Annotated in this window: 12 protein-coding genes; 8 read left to right on the top strand and 4 right to left on the bottom strand. The window is 69.4% G+C overall.

What is annotated here, in order from left to right:
• Positions 1-26: 26 nt before the first annotated feature.
• Positions 27-470 (top strand): hypothetical protein, encoded by a 444-nt coding sequence (locus AC1DK4_RS14195; protein ID WP_441618755.1) that lies wholly within the window; start codon positions 27-29, stop codon positions 468-470.
• Positions 471-666: 196 nt separating this feature from the next.
• The gene (locus tag AC1DK4_RS14190) at positions 667-2,352 is read left to right on the top strand and encodes a S8 family peptidase (protein ID WP_441618754.1); all 1,686 of its coding nucleotides are present in this window, start codon (positions 667-669) and stop codon (positions 2,350-2,352) included.
• Positions 2,353-2,378: 26 nt separating this feature from the next.
• Here the strand turns inward: AC1DK4_RS14190 and rrtA are convergent, their stop codons facing one another.
• Together rrtA and glnE are read right to left on the bottom strand one after the other, a co-directional pair.
• Positions 2,379-3,035 (bottom strand): rhombosortase, encoded by a 657-nt coding sequence (rrtA, locus tag AC1DK4_RS14185; RefSeq protein WP_441618752.1) that lies wholly within the window; start codon positions 3,033-3,035, stop codon positions 2,379-2,381.
• The gene (glnE, locus tag AC1DK4_RS14180) at positions 3,032-5,872 is read right to left on the bottom strand and encodes a bifunctional [glutamate--ammonia ligase]-adenylyl-L-tyrosine phosphorylase/[glutamate--ammonia-ligase] adenylyltransferase (protein WP_441618928.1); all 2,841 of its coding nucleotides are present in this window, start codon (positions 5,870-5,872) and stop codon (positions 3,032-3,034) included. Before glnE ends, rrtA begins: the two co-directional genes overlap by 4 nt.
• 254 nt (positions 5,873-6,126) lie before the next feature.
• On the opposite strand from glnE, the gene AC1DK4_RS14175 reads away from it, so the two are divergent.
• The 4 genes from AC1DK4_RS14175 to aroG all read left to right on the top strand — a co-directional run bounded on the left by AC1DK4_RS14175 (position 6,127) and on the right by aroG (position 14,388).
• Complete coding sequence (locus AC1DK4_RS14175; RefSeq protein ID WP_441618750.1) at positions 6,127-10,506, top strand: YhdP family protein; 4,380 nt, start codon at positions 6,127-6,129, stop codon at positions 10,504-10,506.
• A 70-nt stretch (positions 10,507-10,576) separates the two neighbouring features.
• Positions 10,577-11,353, top strand: coding sequence for a carbon-nitrogen hydrolase family protein (locus AC1DK4_RS14170; RefSeq protein WP_477131600.1), 777 nt, complete (start codon positions 10,577-10,579; stop codon positions 11,351-11,353).
• Between the two features lie 119 nt (positions 11,354-11,472).
• The gene (gene tldD / locus AC1DK4_RS14165; RefSeq protein ID WP_441618746.1) at positions 11,473-12,933 is read left to right on the top strand and encodes a metalloprotease TldD; all 1,461 of its coding nucleotides are present in this window, start codon (positions 11,473-11,475) and stop codon (positions 12,931-12,933) included.
• A gap of 375 nt (positions 12,934-13,308) precedes the next feature.
• On the top strand, positions 13,309-14,388 hold the full coding sequence (gene aroG / locus AC1DK4_RS14160) for a 3-deoxy-7-phosphoheptulonate synthase AroG (protein WP_441618744.1): 1,080 nt from the start codon (positions 13,309-13,311) through the stop codon (positions 14,386-14,388).
• A gap of 99 nt (positions 14,389-14,487) precedes the next feature.
• Here the strand turns inward: aroG and AC1DK4_RS14155 are convergent, their stop codons facing one another.
• Complete coding sequence (locus AC1DK4_RS14155) at positions 14,488-14,886, bottom strand: c-type cytochrome (protein ID WP_441618742.1); 399 nt, start codon at positions 14,884-14,886, stop codon at positions 14,488-14,490.
• A gap of 11 nt (positions 14,887-14,897) precedes the next feature.
• Entirely contained in the window at positions 14,898-15,245 is a 348-nt protein-coding gene (locus AC1DK4_RS14150) for a c-type cytochrome (RefSeq protein ID WP_441618740.1), read from the bottom strand.
• A 403-nt stretch (positions 15,246-15,648) separates the two neighbouring features.
• Here AC1DK4_RS14150 and AC1DK4_RS14145 point away from each other — a divergent pair, with 403 nt between their 5' ends.
• Both AC1DK4_RS14145 and AC1DK4_RS14140 read left to right on the top strand, forming a co-directional pair.
• Complete coding sequence (locus AC1DK4_RS14145; protein WP_020201397.1) at positions 15,649-16,527, top strand: AAA family ATPase; 879 nt, start codon at positions 15,649-15,651, stop codon at positions 16,525-16,527.
• Positions 16,528-16,545: 18 nt separating this feature from the next.
• Positions 16,546-17,160, top strand: coding sequence for a GNAT family N-acetyltransferase (locus tag AC1DK4_RS14140; RefSeq protein WP_441618738.1), 615 nt, complete (start codon positions 16,546-16,548; stop codon positions 17,158-17,160).
• Positions 17,161-17,193 lie beyond the last annotated feature (33 nt).

Below are 17,193 nucleotides of genomic sequence, written 5' to 3'. Positions count from 1 at the left end.
GCCCAGTAACCACACAGGAGTCTTCCATGTCCCTCGGCAAGCAGCCGCACTCCCGCAAACCGGCCCGTCCGCTGCGCCTGACCGCCGCCTGCGGCGCGCTGGCCCTGCTGGCGCTCGCCACGCTGAGCGCCTGCCAGGCCCAGCGCCCGTCCGCGCCGCCGGCCAACAGCATCAGCGCCGACCGTGCCGTGGGCGACATCATGGTGCGCTTCACCGCGCCGCCGGTGATCGCCTCCGAAGACGCCGGGCGCCTGCTCGAATCCATCGCCGGGCCGATCCGCTTCGTGGTCAAGCGCCCCATGTCGGGCGGCGTCTGGCTCGTCACGGCGATCTCCGCCTCGGCCGACGCCACGCTCGACCAGGCCGTGGCCACCCTGCGCACCGCGCCGCGCATCGAGACCGCCGAGCCCGACCGCGTGCTCAAGCCCAACCGCACCCAGCCCATCGGCCGCGACATGCAGCCGGGCTGACGCTGCCGGACGGCGCGTTTCATGCCATTGTCAGCTTGCCGTAGTCGAATGCGGGCACTCGGACGTTGAGCTATCTTGAAGTTTTGTCGCTGTAACCGAGGTTTCCGGCGCAATCGCGCAAATGTAGTTTCCGGGGTGCTCCGGCGGGGTGCTCCGCCGCGGTCGGTCCGACGCGGACAAACGGGAGGAGGCAGACATGCAGCAACCGTTTCAGCATCGGAATGGCAGGACCTCGCATCTGGCACGGCGCGCCACCGCGCTGCTGGCGCTGGGCGCCAGCCTCTGGCTTGGCGCACCGGTCACCGCCGGCGCGGCCCCTGACCCGGCGGCGCGCCCGGCGCCACGCTACAGCGGCAACTTCATCGTGCGCTGGCGCGATGGCGCCACCGCCACCGGCACTGCCAGCGACAGCGCCACCACCGGGTCGCAATCCGAGCGCATGCTGAGTGTGCGCCAGAGCACCGGCGTGGCGCTCTCCGTGAAGCGCCAGATGGGCGGCAGCCTGCAACTGCTGAGCGTCGGCGACGCCGACGCCGCCGACCCCGAGGCCACCGCGGCCCGCCTGCGGCAGGACCCGCGCATCGCCGAGGTGGTGCCTGACCGCTGGCTGCGCCTGCACGACACCACGCCCAACGATCCCCAGTTCGCCCTCAACCAGCCCTACCTCAACACGCCCGCCGTGGTCGTGGGCGGCGTCAACCTGCCGCCCGCGTGGGACCGCACCCGCGGCAGCAGCAACCTGGTGATCGCGGTGCTCGATACCGGCTACCTACCCCACCCGGATCTCGCCAGCCGCATCGTGCCGGGCTTTGACTTCATTACCGACCCGGCCATCGCCAACGACGGCGACGGCCGCGACGCGAATGCCATCGACTCGGGCGATGGCGTACCGGCCGGCTTCACCTGCCCCGGCACCTCCACACCGACCACTACCGCCACCAACAACAGCTGGCACGGCACCCGCGTGGCCGGCACGCTGGGCGCGCTCACCAACAACGGGCAGGATATCGCCGGCGTGGACTGGAACGCCCGCATCCAGCCGGTGCGCGTATCGGGGCGCTGCGGCGCGCTGCTGTCCGACACTGTCGACGGCATGCGCTGGGCCGGCGGCCTGACCGTGCCGAACATAGCCAACAACCCCACGCCGGCGCGCGTGATCAACGTCAGCCTGGGCGGCGGCACCTGCTCCAGCGTCGAGCAGCAGGCCGTGAACGACCTCGCCGCCAACGGCGTGGTCGTGGTCGCCGCCACCGGCAACAGCGCCGGCGCGGTCGAAGCGCCGGCCGACTGCAGCGGCGTGGTCGCCGTCACCGCGCACGTCAACGACGGCGAGAACGCCAGCTATGCGAATGTGGGGCCGAAGGTCTCGCTGAGCGCGCCGGGCGGCGGATGCGGCAACTCCAAGGTGGTCACCAATCCCAACACCGGCGTCGCCTCATGCACGGTCTCGCAGTCGTTCATCCGCACCATATCCAATGACGGCACCACCACGCTGGGCAACTACGTCCTGACCAATTCCCAGGGCACCAGCTTCGCCGCGCCGCTGGTGTCGGGCGTGGCCGCGCTGATGCTCTCGGTCAACCCGGCATTGACGCCCGCGCAGGTCCTCGCCGCGCTGAAGAGCTCGGCGCGCCCGCACCCCGCGAACACCTATTGCACGCTGCCCGCCAACACCGGTATTTGCGGCGCCGGCCTGCTCGACGCCAATGCCGCGGTGATCGCGGCCGCGCAGGTCACGGCGAGCCCCCCGCCCACGACCAGCACGCCTTCGGGCGGCGGTGGCGGCGGCGCGCTGTCGTGGCCGCTCGCGCTCGGGCTGTGCGGCCTGGGCCTGCTGGCAGGCTGGGCCGCACGCCGCCGCGGACAGGCCTCGCCGCGCTGACCGCACGGCGGGCGCATGCGCAAGAGTCAGGCGGCCGGCGTCGTGCCGCGCCGCCGCTGCCACCACTCCTGCGCCAGCCACAGCGCCAGGCCGGCCAGCGCGCCGGCGGCATGCGAGACGCGCACCACGCCGAAGCCCCATTGAGGATCGAATACCACCGGCGCCAGCCACGACTGTTCCAGCCAGGTCTTCACCAGCACGCCAAGGCAGAGCATCACGCCGATGCCGCGCGACCAGCCGTCGCCCTGTAGCAGGCGCAGGCCGCCCCACAGCGCCAGCCCGTGCAGCGCGCCGGACAGCCCGCCGTACCAGCCCACCGAAGGCACCCGGCAGAGCACCAGTTGCACCGCCACGCCGCAGGCCACCAGCACGGCAAGCATGGCGAGCGTGCGGGCCTCGCGCCCGACCAGCAGCAGCAGGCCCGCTGTCGCCAGCAGGTCTGCCAGCCAGTGGCGCCAGCCGAGATGGACCCACATTGCGGTCAACAGGCGCCACCATTGCCCGCTGGCGCCCTGCCCCATCACCGCATCGCGCAGGTAAAGCCCGTGGGCGTGCAGCCAGGGGATGAAGGTGAATGCCGCGCTGAGCGCGGCGACGGCGGCAATGGCCGCGATGGCGGCCAGCACGCCAGGCGTGCCCTGCCCGCCCGGCCGGTGCCCGGCGACGGCCGGAGCCGGCGTCAATTGCCGCCGGCTCCGGCCGGCTCGCCGAAGACCGCCTGCCACAGCGCGCGCACGTGCGCCACCGGCGCCGCCACGTCGCCCGATGCCACGCGCGCCTGGTCGTGCCCGTCGAGGCGCAGCTGATGCTGGCGGGCGCGGAAGATGCGGTAGGCATCGCCCACCTCGCGCGCCAGCGTGGCATCGATCAGGCCCAGCTCTCCCGCGGTGCGCAGCAGCGCGATATTGCCGGCGTTGCGCGTCAGCTCGGGATGGTCGTGGCTGTGCAGCAGCACCAGGTATTGCACGGTGAACTCGATGTCGACCATGCCGCCGCGGTCGTGCTTGAGATCGAACAGGCCGCCAGCGTTGGGATGGCCGTCCGCCACCTTGCGCCGCATCGCGGTGATCTCGCCGCCGAGCGTGGCGGCGTCGCGCGGCTGCCGCAGGACTTCGTCGCGCAGGCTCTCGAAATGCGCGCCGATCTCCGGCTCGCCCGCGCAGAAGCGCGCGCGCGTGAGCGCCTGGTGCTCCCACACCCAGGCGGTGTTGTCGCCTTCGCGCTGCTGGTAGCGGCGAAAGCCTTCGAAGCTCGTCACCAGCAGGCCCGCCTCGCCGTTGGGCCGCAGGCGCGTGTCCACGTCGAACAGCGTGCCGGCCGCGGTATGGCTGGTCAGCCAGGTGATCAGCCGGCGCGCGTAGGCGGTGTAGATGTCGGGCGCGCGCTCGTGTTCGTCCTCGTAGAGGAAGATGATGTCCAGGTCGGACGCATAGCCGAGCTCCTTGCCGCCCAGCTTGCCGTAGGCAATCACGGCAAAGCGCGGCTGCTCGCGGTGACGCGTGGCCAGCTGGCGCCATACCGCCTGCAGCGTGACCTCGAGCATGGCGTCGGCCAGGTCGGACAGGCGGTCCGCGATCTGCTCCACCGTCAGCATGCCCTGCAGGTCCTGCAGCAGGATGCGGAAGGTCTCGGCATGGTGTTCGCGGCGCAGGATGTCCATCTGCGCCTCGATCTGGCCGTCGGCGGCGTCGAGGCGCGCGGCCAGGCGGGCGCGGAATCCTTTCCAGTCCTGCGCGCCCGCCAGCGCGTCGCTGTCGAGCAGTTCGTCGAGCAGTTGCGGGTGGCGCGTCAGGTAGGCCGCGGCCCAGCTCGACGCGTGCAGCGTGTCGGCCACGCGCGCCATCGCTTGCGGATACTCCGACAGCAGCGAGAGATAGGATGCGCGCCGGCTGATGGCCTCGAGAAAATCGACAAAGCGCGCGATGGTGCTGTCGGCATCGCTCTGGCGCGCGGCCAGGTCCAGCGCCCGGTTGACCAGCAGGTCGAAGCGCACCCGGCTCTGCTCGGACAGCGCGCGGTAGCGCAGCGACGCGCCGGTCGCGCGCAGCCGGTCGAGCAGGCCGGTGCAATCGGTGAAGCCGGCCTTGGCCAGGCGCTCGCATGGCGGTTCGTCCTGCTCCTCCTGGATCAGCGCGGGCCACAGCGCCTCGCACGGCTCGTTGACCTGGTCGGGGTCGGAGAAGGTGGCCTCGAACTGCTGCGCCACCGGGTCCTGCAGCGAAGCCAGCCGCTCCAGCAAGGCCGGCCAGTCGGCGCAGCCCATCATGCCGGCCACGGCCTGCTGCTCTTCCTCGGTGGTGGGCAGGTGGTGGGTCTGCGCATCGTCCCGGTATTGCAGGCGGTGCTCGAGCTGGCGCAGGAAGCGGTAGGCGTTGGCCAACTGCTCGGCCTGGCCGGCCGGCAGCAGGCCATGCTCCACCGCCACCACCAGCACTTCCAGCGTGGGCCGTATGCGCAGCGCGGGATCCTGCCCGCCGCGGATCAGCTGGAATACCTGGGCCATGAACTCGATCTCGCGGATGCCGCCGCGGCCCAGCTTGATATTGAAGGCGCGCTGGTTGACGCGCTGCCCGCCGCCCGGCGCCGCGAGGCCGCCGCTGCGCTTGGCCGCCTCGGCGCGGATCTGCGCATGCAGCGAGCGGATGGCGGCAATCACGCCGTAGTCCAGGTAGCGGCGAAAGACGAAGGGGCCGGTCAGGCTGGCAAGCTGCGCCGCGGCGCGCCCGGCGTGCGGCGTGTCCTGCGCCGACACCACGCGCCCCTTGATCCAGGCATAGCGCTCCCATTCGCGCCCCTGCACCACCAGGTACTGCTCGAGCATGCCGAAGCTGCACGCCAGCGGGCCGGCGTCGCCGTTGGGACGCAGGCGCATGTCGACGCGAAACACATAGCCATCGGCGGTGACCTCGGCCAGCAAGTTGATCAGGCGGCGGCCGAGGCGGATGAAGTATTCATGGTTGGACAGGCTGCGCTGGCCGCCGCGCGTGTCGCCGTCCTCGTCGTAGAGGAAGATCAGGTCGATATCGGACGACACATTGAGCTCGCGCCCACCCAGCTTGCCCATGCCGACCACCACCAGCTCCTGCACCTCGCCGCTGGATTCGCCGACCGGACGGCCATAGGTGGGCGCCATGTCCGCCTCCAGCACGGACATGCCGTACTGGATGCCGAGTTCGGCCAGGTCCGTCATGGCGCCGGTGACCTCGCCCAGCGTGGACAGGCCGCGCAGGTCGCGCTCGATGACCACGCACATCACCTCGGCGCGCAGCCGGCGCAGCGCGCGCTTGACGGCGTCCTCCACATCGGCCGACGGCTCGTGCAGCACCTTCAGCCGTGCCGCCATCCAGGCGCGCGTGAGCGGCTGCGCGCTCGCGCCGGCGACGATTTCCGCCAGTTCCGGACGGGCCTGCACCATGCGGCGGGTGTAGTGCGAATAGGCGGGCGAGTACAATGCCGTGCCGGCGCAATCGACCGGCACGAGTGCGGCGGCGGCCACGACGGCGTAAGGCCCCGTGGCCATGTCGGCTACGGCCTGCCTGGCGGCGCTGGAAGTGTTGCCGGGAGCATGTTCGCCACCGGCGCCGACCGCGGCGGCCTCGCTGGCAGCATTGCTTGCGTCGGGCGTGGGCGCGGCCGTGGAACTCGTCGGATCAGTGGAAGTCATTCCTGTTACTTGGAAGCGCGTGAGCCGGCCCCTTTTGCCGGTGCGCGCATCGTGCACGGCCGGTCAGGCACCGAATTGGAGAGCGCCTAGTATTGTCGGATAATCTGCGCATGTCCAGCCGCGCCACCCCACCCGCCAAGCCCCCCGCCACGGCCACAGCCGCGGCCGTGGCGGGTCAAGACACGGCCGCCGGCCCCTCCTTCCCGCGGCAGGCCGCGCGCCGCGCGCTGGCGCTGGTGCGCGCGCTCGGCCGCGGCGTGCTGGCGGTGCTGCGCCATCCCGTGTGGCGCGGGCTTGGCCGCGTACTGGTGCGCCTGGCGCTGGCGCTGCTGCTGGTGGCGGCGCTGGGCGGGCTGCTGATCCGCTTCGTGCTGTGGCCGCAGGCATCCGCGGCACGCACCTGGCTGGAGCAGCGCGGCTCGGTCGCACTCTCCGCCAGCCTGAGCATCGGCCAGCTCGATACCTACTGGGACGGCTGGCATCCCGCCTTCCATGCCCGCGATGTCAAGGCCGTCGACGCCGGGCAGCGCGTCCTGCTGGCCGCCGGCGCGCTCGACGGCAAGCTCTCCTGGCGCTCGCTGTTCAGCATGGACCTGCTGTTCCAGCAGATTTCCGCCAGCCATACCGATCTGCTCGTGCACCGCACCGCCGACGGCAAGCTGGAGGTTGCCGGCCTGGCGGTCGACACCACCGGCGCGCAGCCGCAGGACAACCGGCTGTTCGACTGGCTGCTGGCGCAGGGCAAGATCGAACTCAGCGACGGCAGGCTGCGCTGGCTCGACGAGAAGAACAAGCTGCCGCAGCTCGAGGTGGGCAATATCCAGTTCAGCGCCAGGCGCCTCGGGTCGCGCCACGTCATCCGGCTCGAAGCCCAGCCGGCCGCGCTGGCGCCGCGCCCGCTCGTGATGCAAGCCGACTTCCGCCACGACTACCTGCGCCGCGCCGGCGACTGGCACAACTGGCACGGGCAGGCCAGCTGGGACCTCGGCCAGCTCGAGCTGCCCGTGCTGCAGCGCTACACCGCCATCTTCGACCGGGTGACGCGCGGCACCTTCAGCACCGACGGCACCATTGAATTCCGCGGCGGCGAGATCAGTCGCAGCCAGGCGCGCCTGCGCGCCGATGGCGTGGACCTGCAGCTGGCCGGCGCGCCCGAGCCGCTCAAGCTCGCCAGCGCGCAGGCCTTCGTCCTGCACCGGGCCGGCCGTGACCACGATAACCTGCTGACGATCGAAACCCTGCTGTGGCAGCCCGAGCCAGCCGAAGGCCCGGCCGTGCCGCCGGCCAGGCAAGCGCAGGCGGCAACCCCTCCTGTTGCCGGCGCGACCGGAACCCCGCCCGGTGCGACGAGCAGCGCGGCGACCGGGCCGTCAGCCAGCGCGCCCGCCACCGAAAACGCCTGGCGCGAAGGCATGCGCAAGGTGATAGTGGGCTGGGCCACCGACAACAAGGGAAAGCTGCGCAAGTTCACGCTGAAGGCGCCGACCTTCGACCTCAACACGGTGCGCGCGCTGGCCACCTCGATGCCGCTCGATACCGCCTTGTCGCGCCAGCTGCGCGCGCTGCAGCCGTCGGGCCACCTCGACAACCTGGAGGTCAGCTGGAACCGCGACCGCCCGGGCATGCTTACCCGCCGCGAAGGCCAGACCCACTTCAATGTGCAGGGCACGCTGCGCAATGTCTCGGTCCGCGGCCAGCCGGCCAGTCCCGCGGTGAGTGCAAACGGCAAGCCGCGCCTGGGCGTGCCCGGCTTCTCGCGGCTGTCCGGCAGCTTCAGCTTTGACGACCGCCATGGCAGCGCGCGCCTCGAAGGCAGCAACGCCGCGCTGATATTGCCCGGCCTGTTCGAAGATCCGCGCGTGGCGTTCGACCAGATCACCGGCGAAGTGACCTGGACCCGCGACAACGGCAAGCTGGCGGTACGCACCGAGGGCGTGCGCTTTGCCAACGCGGATACCGCGGGCGTCGTGCGCGGCACCTGGCAAGCCGGCGGCGACGGCCATGGCGGCATTGCCGATCTCTCCGGCGAACTGAGCCGCGCCCAGGTCAGCCGCGTGCCGCGCTACCTGCCCCTGGGCCTGCCCGCCGCGACGCGCCAGTACCTGGCCGGCGCGCTCGTCGCCGGCGACGCCAGCGATGTGAAGTTCCTGGTCAAGGGCGACCTGGAGCATTTCCCCTTCCACAGCCCGCACGAAGGCGCCGGCGATTTTCGCGTCGAGGTGCCGATCCAGCGCGTCAGCTACCAGATTGCGCCCCATGTGAGCGCGGCGCCCGGCAGCGCCGCCGCGGCCAGCAACGGCGGCAAGGCCTGGCCGAACTTCACCGACATCAGCGGGCGCGTGCTGTTCGAGCGCGGTGGCATGTCCTTCGTGGCCCAGCGCGCTGGCGTGCAAGGTGTGCAGGGCGTCACGCTGCAGGACGTCAACGGGCGGATCGCCGACCTGGGCGATCACGGCCACCTCATACTCGACGGCAGCGCCGCCGGTCCCATGTCGGGCTTCCTGCGCTTCGTCGGCGCCAGCCCGGTGCGCGACTGGACCGGCCAGGTGACCAGCGAGATGCGCGCCCAGGGCAATGGCGAGCTGCGCCTCAAGCTCGACCTGCCGCTCACCGAGGCGAATGCCACCAAGGTGGACGGGCAGTTCCGGCTGCCCGGCAACGATGTCACGCTGAACCCGCAGTTGCCGCCACTGGGGGGCGCCACCGGCGTCATCGCCTTCAATGAGCACGGCTTCCAGCTCAACGACCTGCGCGCCCGCCTGTTCGGCGGCGAGATCCGCGCCGGCGGGGGCAGCCAGCCCGACGGCACGGTGCGCGTGACGGCCAATGGCAACATCGGCGCGGCGGGCATCCGCGAAGTGCTGGCGGGCTCGCCGCTGGCCGGGCTGGCGCCGAAGATCGAGGGCGGCACCGCTTACAGCGCCGTGATCGGCGTGCGCGAGCACCAGCCGCAGATCATGGTGAGCTCGGAACTGGCCGGGCTGTCGCTCGCGCTGCCGGCGCCGCTGGGCAAGAGCGCGGCCCAGGCCGTGCCGCTGCGCGTGGAACTGCGCCCCGCCGCCGCGCGCGCCGGTGTCGAGGAGCTGCTGGTGCAATACGGCAATGCGCTCAATGCGCGCTACCTGCTGCGGCGCAATGCCGAAAGCACGGAAGTGGTGGCCGGCGGCATCGGCATCGAGCAGCCGGCGCCGCAACCCGCCAGCGGCGTGACCGCCGCGCTCAGCACCGGCCGCTTCGACCTGGACCCCTGGCGCGCCCTGCTGGACGACGGCACGAACCGAGGCAAGGCAAGCGGCGCCGGTGCGGCGCCCTCGCCCTTCGCGCCCGAGCGCGTCACCGCCCGCGCGCGCACGCTGACGGCGTTCGGCCGCGAGCTGAACGACGTGTCGCTGGAAGCCACCCGCGAAGGCGCGGGCTGGGCCGCGCAGCTGGATTCACGCCAGATCGCCGGGAGCCTGCGCTGGCGCAACGACGCCACCACCACCCCGGCGGGAGCGTTGACGATACGGCTTGCGCGGCTGAACATCCCGGACAGCAACGATGCCGGCAACATGGCGGATGCACTGTCGGGCAATGCCAGCGAGCTGCCGGCACTGGACCTGGTGGCGGACCACTTCGAGCTGCATGGGCGTGACTTCGGCAAGCTGGAGGTCAAGGCGCACGCGAACGACAGCGGCGGCGACCCGGTGTGGACGCTCGAGCGCCTGGTGATCGAGCAGCCCGGCGCCACCTTCACCGGCAGCGGCAGCTGGCGCATGCCGCGCCGGCTGCGCGAAGGCACCAGCCCCGAGCGCCGCACCCTGCTCGACTTCAAGCTCGAGGTGCGCAATGGCGGCCAGGTGCTCGAACGCATGGGCCTGCCACATATGCTGGCCGACGGCCATGGCACCTTCGAAGGCCGGGTAGCATGGCGTGGTTCGCCGCTGGCCATCGACTACCCCACCCTGTCCGGACGCATGAATCTCAAGCTCGAGAACGGCCAGATCCTCAGCGTGGACCCCGGCGCGGCCAAGCTGCTCGGCGTGCTCAGCCTGCAGGGCCTGATGCGGCTGGCCACGTTCGATTTCCGTGGCGTGGCGGGCGAGGGCATGGTGTTCGACGAGATCACCGGCACCGGCACGATCGAGAACGGCGTGGCCAGCACCAAGGACTTCGAGCTCAGGGGCGCCCAGCTGCGGGCCTCGATGACCGGCAGCGCCAACCTGCCGCGCGAGACCCAGGATCTCGAAGTCACGGTGATTCCGCGCATCAACGCCACTTCGGCCTCGGTGGCGGCGGCCTTCATCAATCCGGTGCTGGGCATCGGCACGCTGGCCGCGCAGCTCATCTTCGCCGACGAATTCTCCAAGGCCTTCAGCCGCCGGTACCACATCAGCGGCGGCTGGGCGAACCCGCAGATCAACAAAGTGGGGGAGAATAAGGCCGGCGCCAGACCCGAGCTGCCCTCGTCCATGCAAGGCACGTCCAACCGTGTCTATCCGGCCCCGTAGGCGTGCCGGAGATCAGCGGCGCGGAAGAAAACCAGCGATGGCGCCCGTTCCAACGCCAAGGAAACCTAATATGACCGCAAATGCATCCGCCCCAGGTGCAGCGCCCGCAGTGCTGATCGCGCAGGCCGCGCACGGCGGCGCGGAACTGGTGTTGTTGCCGGAATACTTCTGCATGATGGGCCAGCGCGAAGGCGACAAGGTCGGCATCCGCGAACGTGACGGGGACGGCCCGATCCAGGCTTTCCTGGCGGACGCGGCGCGGCGCCACCGCATCTGGCTGGTGGGCGGCACCTTGCCGCTGTGGTGCGAGGACGAGGCGCGCGTGTACAACACCTCGCTGGTCTACGATCCGCGCGGCGAACGCGTGGCGCGCTACGACAAGATCCACCTGTTCGGCTTCACCCGCGGCACCGAGAGCTACGACGAATCGCGCACCATCCTGGCCGGCGATACGCCGGTGAGCTTCGAGGCGCCGTGCGGCCGCGTCGCCATGTCGGTCTGCTACGACCTGCGCTTTCCCGAGCTGTACCGCCAGCTGGCGGCGGGCGGCAACACCAGCTTGATTCTGATGCCGGCCGCCTTCACCTACACCACGGGGCAGGCGCACTGGGAGATCCTGCTGCGCGCCCGCGCCATCGAAAACCAGTGCTATGTGCTGGCCGCGGCACAGGGCGGCAAGCACGAGAACGGCCGCCGCACCTGGGGCCACTCCATGCTGATCGACCCATGGGGCGAGATCATGGCGGTGCTGCCCGAAGGCGAAGGCGTGGTGAGCGGACGGATCGACCCCGCGCGCCTGGACGAAGTGCGGCAGAACCTGCCGGCGCTGCGCCATCGGGTGCTGTAGCATGTACGGCAATACGCCTCGCTGCGCCATGGTGATACGCCATGGCGAACAGCGCTGAAGGCAGAATTTTCACGCGGTGGCGCCAACCGGCCGCCGCGGCACGACGACAAAGGAAAACCATGAACGCCGGCGATCTCGGAATCCGCAACCTCGCCACCGCCCAGCAATTGCTGCTGGCCCCCTACGGGCTCGACGAAGCCAAGCTGCAGCGCGCGCTGGCCGACATCTTCACGCACAAGGTCGACTACGCCGACCTCTACTTCCAGTACACCCGCAACGAGGCGTGGAGCCTGGAAGAAGGCATCGTCAAGTCGGGCAGCTTCAGCATCGACCAGGGCGTGGGCGTGCGCGCCGTCTCGGGCGACAAGACCGCCTTCGCCTACTCGGACGACATCAGCATGGATGCGCTGCTGCAGGCCGGCGCCGCCACCCGCACCATCGGCCGCGCCGGCAGCGGCCGCGTCAAGGTGGCGGGCAAGCTGGCCTCCCAGGGCGGGCGCAACCTGTACTCGCCCAACGATCCGCTCGACTCCATGGCAGCGGCCGACAAGGTGGCGCTGCTCGAACGCGTGGAACGCATGGCGCGTGCCAAGGACCCGCGCGTGGTGCAGGTCATGGCGGGCCTGGCCGGCGAATACGACGTGGTGCTGGTGGCGCGCAGCGACGGCGTCATCGCCGCCGACGTGCGCCCGCTGGTGCGCGTCTCGGTCACGGTGATCGCCGAGCAGAACGGCCGGCGCGAGATCGGCTCCTCCGGCGGCGGCGGACGCTACGCCTACGGCTATTTCACCGACGACCTGCTGCGCAAGTACGTGGACGAGGCTGTCGCTTCGGCGCTGGTGAACCTGGAGGCGCGCCCCACCCCGGCCGGCGCCATGACCGTGGTGCTCGGGCCGGGCTGGCCCGGCGTGCTGCTGCACGAAGCCATCGGCCACGGCCTGGAAGGCGACTTCAACCGCAAGGGCTCGTCGGCCTTCGCCGGCCGCATGGGCGAGCGCGTGGCGGCCAAGGGCGTGACCGTGGTGGACGATGGCACGCTGGCCAACCGCCGCGGCTCGCTCAACCTCGACGACGAGGGCAACCCGACCCAGTGCACCACGCTGATCGAGGACGGCATCCTCAAGGGCTATATGCAGGACACGCTCAACGCGCGCCTGATGAAGATGCCGGTGACCGGCAATGCGCGCCGCGAGAGCTATGCTGCGCTGCCCATGCCGCGCATGACCAACACCTACATGCTCAACGGCAACCGCGACCCGCAAGAGATCATCGCCAGCGTCAAGCGCGGCCTCTATGCGGTGAATTTCGGCGGCGGCCAGGTCGACATCACCAACGGCAAGTTCGTGTTCTCCGCCAGCGAGGCCTACCTGATCGAGGACGGCAAGATCACCGCCCCGGTCAAGGGTGCCACGCTGGTCGGCAACGGTCCGGAATCGCTCAAGGACGTCACCATGATCGGCAATGACATGCGACTGGATTCCGGCGTGGGCGTGTGCGGCAAGGAAGGCCAGAGCGTGCCGGTGGGCGTCGGCCAGCCGACCCTGCGCATCGAGAACATGACCGTGGGCGGCACGGCCTGAACCCCGCGGGGCACTGCCGGCGCCCGCGCGGCGCTTGCCAAGCCCCGCAAAAAGCGCTATAAAGATGCTTCGTTGCGCGATGGTCAACCGCCGCTGCCGGCAGAATCGGCAGGTCCGGCGCAATTTAATGCCATCCTCTGACGCGTTGCCGCAAAGAACATACGACACCCGAGCCTGATCCAATCCATGTCCGCCAAGTTTTACTTTTACTTTTTTAGCGATCTCACACCGCTGGCGGATGGAGAGGGACGATCGTAAGCGCCCCCAGGATTCAAAAAAAGCCGCCAGCGAACCTGGCGGCTTTTTTTATCCCGGCCCGCACCCAAGCTCTAGCCCAGACACCCAAACTCACGACCCACAAAATCCGGAGCCATCATGCTGAAGAACACCGACGACCTGCGCATTCGCGAACTCAAGGAACTGCTGCCGCCGGCGCACCTGATCCGCGAGTTCGCGTGCTCCGAAAAGGCGTCCGACGTGATCTACGGCGCGCGCCAGGCCATGCACCGGATCCTGCACGGCATGGATGACCGCCTGATCGTCATCATCGGACCCTGCTCCATCCACGACACCCGCGCCGCGCTCGAATACGCCAAGCTGCTCAAGGTGCAGCGCGATCGTTTCGCCGGCGAGCTGGAAGTGGTGATGCGGGTGTATTTCGAGAAGCCGCGCACCACGGTGGGCTGGAAGGGCCTGATCAACGACCCGCACATGGACGGCAGCTTCAAGATCAACGACGGCCTGCGCACCGCGCGCGAGCTGCTGCTGAACATCAGCGAGCTCGGCGTGCCGACCGGCACCGAGTACCTCGACATGATCAGCCCGCAGTACATCGCCGACCTGGTCAGCTGGGGCGCCATCGGCGCGCGCACCACCGAAAGCCAGGTGCACCGCGAGCTGGCCTCGGGACTGTCGTGCCCGGTCGGCTTCAAGAACGGCACCGACGGCAACGTCAAGATTGCCGTGGACGCCATCAAGGCCGCCTCGCAGCCCCACCATTTCCTGTCGGTGACCAAGGGCGGCCACTCCGCCATCGTGTCGACCTCGGGCAACGAGGACTGCCACATCATCCTGCGCGGCGGCAAGGCGCCGAACTACGACGCCGCCAGCGTGCAGGAAGCCTGCGAAGCGATCTCCAAGGCAGGCCTCGCCGCGCGCCTGATGATCGATGCCTCGCATGCCAACAGCAGCAAGAAGCACGAGAACCAGATCCCCGTCTGCGAGGACATCGGCCGCCAGATGGCCGCGGGCGACGAGCGCATCGTCGGCGTGATGGTGGAATCGCATCTGGTGGCGGGCCGTCAGGACCATGCCCAGGGCACGCCGGTGGAGAACCTCACCTATGGCCAGTCGGTCACCGACGCCTGCATCGGCTGGGACGATTCGATCAATGTGCTGGAGACGCTGGCCAACGCCGTGAAGGCTCGCCGCCTGGCCAAGGGCACCGGCAACTGAGCCGCGCCGCCCGTCCCCGAATGAAAAAGCCGCTGATATGTTCAGCGGCTTTTTTCTCCCCTGGCGCGGCGCACGGCGGCGCCTGCGCGGCGGCGCTTCTTACTTCTTCAGCACCAGCCCGCCCGGCAGCGATTCGATGTAGGCGGCAATGTCCTTGAGTTCGTCGCGGGTGAACGGACGCGGCTTGCCGTCCTTGCCGGTCACGCCCGGGTTGGCGTTGACCTGGCCGGCCATGATGGCGTTGGAGCGGCCCACCTGCGGGTTGGTGGTGATCTGGTAGGCCGCCAGCGCGTGGTACAGGTAATCGGCGTGCTGGCCGGCCAGCTTCGGGTAGTCCGGGCTGATCGGCGCGTTCATGCCGGCACCATGGCAGGCCACGCAGTTGCCCTTCTCCACCAGCGCCTTGCCGGCGGCGAGATCGGCGGCCGAGGCGGACATGGCCGAGGCGCCCAGCACGAGTGCGCCGAGCGCGAACGAAAGCGTCTTAAGCGTATTCATGGCGGGTCTCCTCACTTCTGGTTGTTGTTTTGCGTGCTGGAGGTCTGCTGCGCATAGTAGGCAGCCACGTCGGCGATGTCCTGGTCGCTCAGGGTGGCGGCAATGCCGCGCATGGTCGGGTGCTTGCGGTCGCCCTTCTGGTATTCCTTGAGCGCATTCTCGATGTACTTGGCGTTCTGCCCTCCCAGCAGGGGCACCTGGTACACCTCGGGGAACGAGGCCCGGTATCCCGGAATCCCGTGGCAACCAATACACATTGCGACCTTGTTCTTGGCGGCATCCACGTTGCCCTTGACTTCCTGGGCTTGCGCAGCCATGGCGGCCGCGCCCAGCACCACCATCGTGAGGAGCTTTTTCATTGTCGTAGCTGATTGGAAGTGTAAAACCCTGGGAGACCTGCCCGACCGGTCAGAAATGGCTTCGGAATGGGTCCGGCGGGGAAGCCGCATCTGCCTGCGGCTCGATGTGGCGCTGCCAGCGGGTCGGCACACTGTCACGCCCGGTACCGCCAGGCGAGGTGAGCACGGACCGGCCTCATTCTGCAACCATCTCTTTGAACGCCGCCTCCCGGCAGGGGCCGCGCGCAAGACTAGGCGGACGAACCGGACGGTGGAGAATAGGACTTAGGGGGGCGCGTCAAACCGCCGCATTGTACAGCACGCTGCACGCGGCAGTCCAGCCTGCCGCAGGCAGCCGCACGCGAACGGGAAAGCTCTTTTATACTGGCCCATTCCGACACGCACAAACCCCTCAGGTTGCCTCATGTCCAACACCACCAACGCCAGCCCGAACCAGCAGACCCGCTTCGAAGGCAGCCAGCAATACGTTGCCACCGATGACCTCAAGCTGGCCGTCAACGCCGCCCGTGCGCTGCAGCGCCCGCTCCTGATCAAGGGCGAGCCCGGCACCGGCAAGACCATGCTGGCCGAGGAAGTGGCAGCCGCGCTCGGCATGCCGCTGCTGCAGTGGCATATCAAGTCGACCACCAAGGCGCAGCAGGGCCTGTACGAGTACGACGCGGTCTCGCGCCTGCGCGACTCGCAGCTCGGCGACGACCGCGTGCACGACATCCGCAACTACATCGTCAAGGGCGTGCTGTGGCAGGCCTTCGAGGCCGACCAGCAGGTGGTGCTGCTGATCGACGAGATCGACAAGGCCGACATCGAATTCCCCAACGACCTGCTGCGCGAAATCGACCGCATGGAATTCTATGTGTACGAGACGCGCGAACTGGTCAAGGCCAGGCACCGCCCGCTGGTGATCATCACCTCCAACAACGAGAAGGAACTGCCGGACGCCTTCCTGCGCCGCTGCTTCTTCCACTACATCAAGTTCCCCGACGCGGAAACGATGCAGCGCATCGTCGACGTGCACTACCCCGGCATCAAGCGCGAACTGGTGGCAGCCGCACTCGAATCGTTCTACGAGATGCGCAACCTGCCCGGCCTGAAGAAGAAGCCCTCCACCTCGGAGCTGATCGACTGGCTCAAGCTGCTGATGGCCGAGGACATCCCGCCCGAAGCGCTCAAGAGCCCGGACAAGAAGGCCGCGATCCCGCCGCTGCACGGCGCGCTGCTGAAGAACGAACAGGATGTGCACCTGTTCGAGCGCCTGGTATTCATGAACCGCGCCAACCGCTGAGCGGACGCACGAACCCCCATGGCACGCTTCATCGAACCCGTCGCCCTGCGCGGCCAGCATGCGCTGCTGGAGCCGCTGAGCCCGGCGCACGAAGCCGAGGTGCAGGCCGCCGTCGCCGACGGCGAACTGTGGAAACTCTGGTACACGTCGGTGCCCGCGCCAGACAAGGTGCGCGCGTGGACCGACATCGCGCTGGAGATGCGCGAGCAGCAAGGCGCGATGCCGTTCGTGATCCGCGAGATCCGCGACGGCGCGCCCGGCGCGGTGGTGGGCGCCACGCGCCTGTTCAATGTCGACGCGGCCAACCGCCGTCTCGAGATCGGCCACACCTGGCATGCCCAGCGCGTGCAGCGCAGCGCCGTCAACACCGAATGCAAGCTGATGCTGCTCACCCATGCCTTCGAGCAGCTGCAATGCATCGCGGTGGAATTCCGCACGCACTGGATGAACCAGCAGAGCCGCACCGCGATCGCGCGCCTCGGCGCCAAGCAGGACGGCGTGCTGCGCAATCACCAGCGCATGCCCGACGGCTCCCTGCGCGACACGGTGGTGTTCTCCATCATCGCCAGCGAATGGCCGACGGTGAAGCGCCACCTGCAATACCGCCTGGACCTGCCGGGTCGCGGCGCATGAGCCGCTGACCATGTCCCGGAAACACTAAGCATC

Source organism: Cupriavidus sp. 05N38, assembly GCF_056397345.1.
The sequence above is the reverse complement of the archived record's forward strand: the minus strand, read 5'-3'. Positions and strand labels throughout refer to the sequence as shown.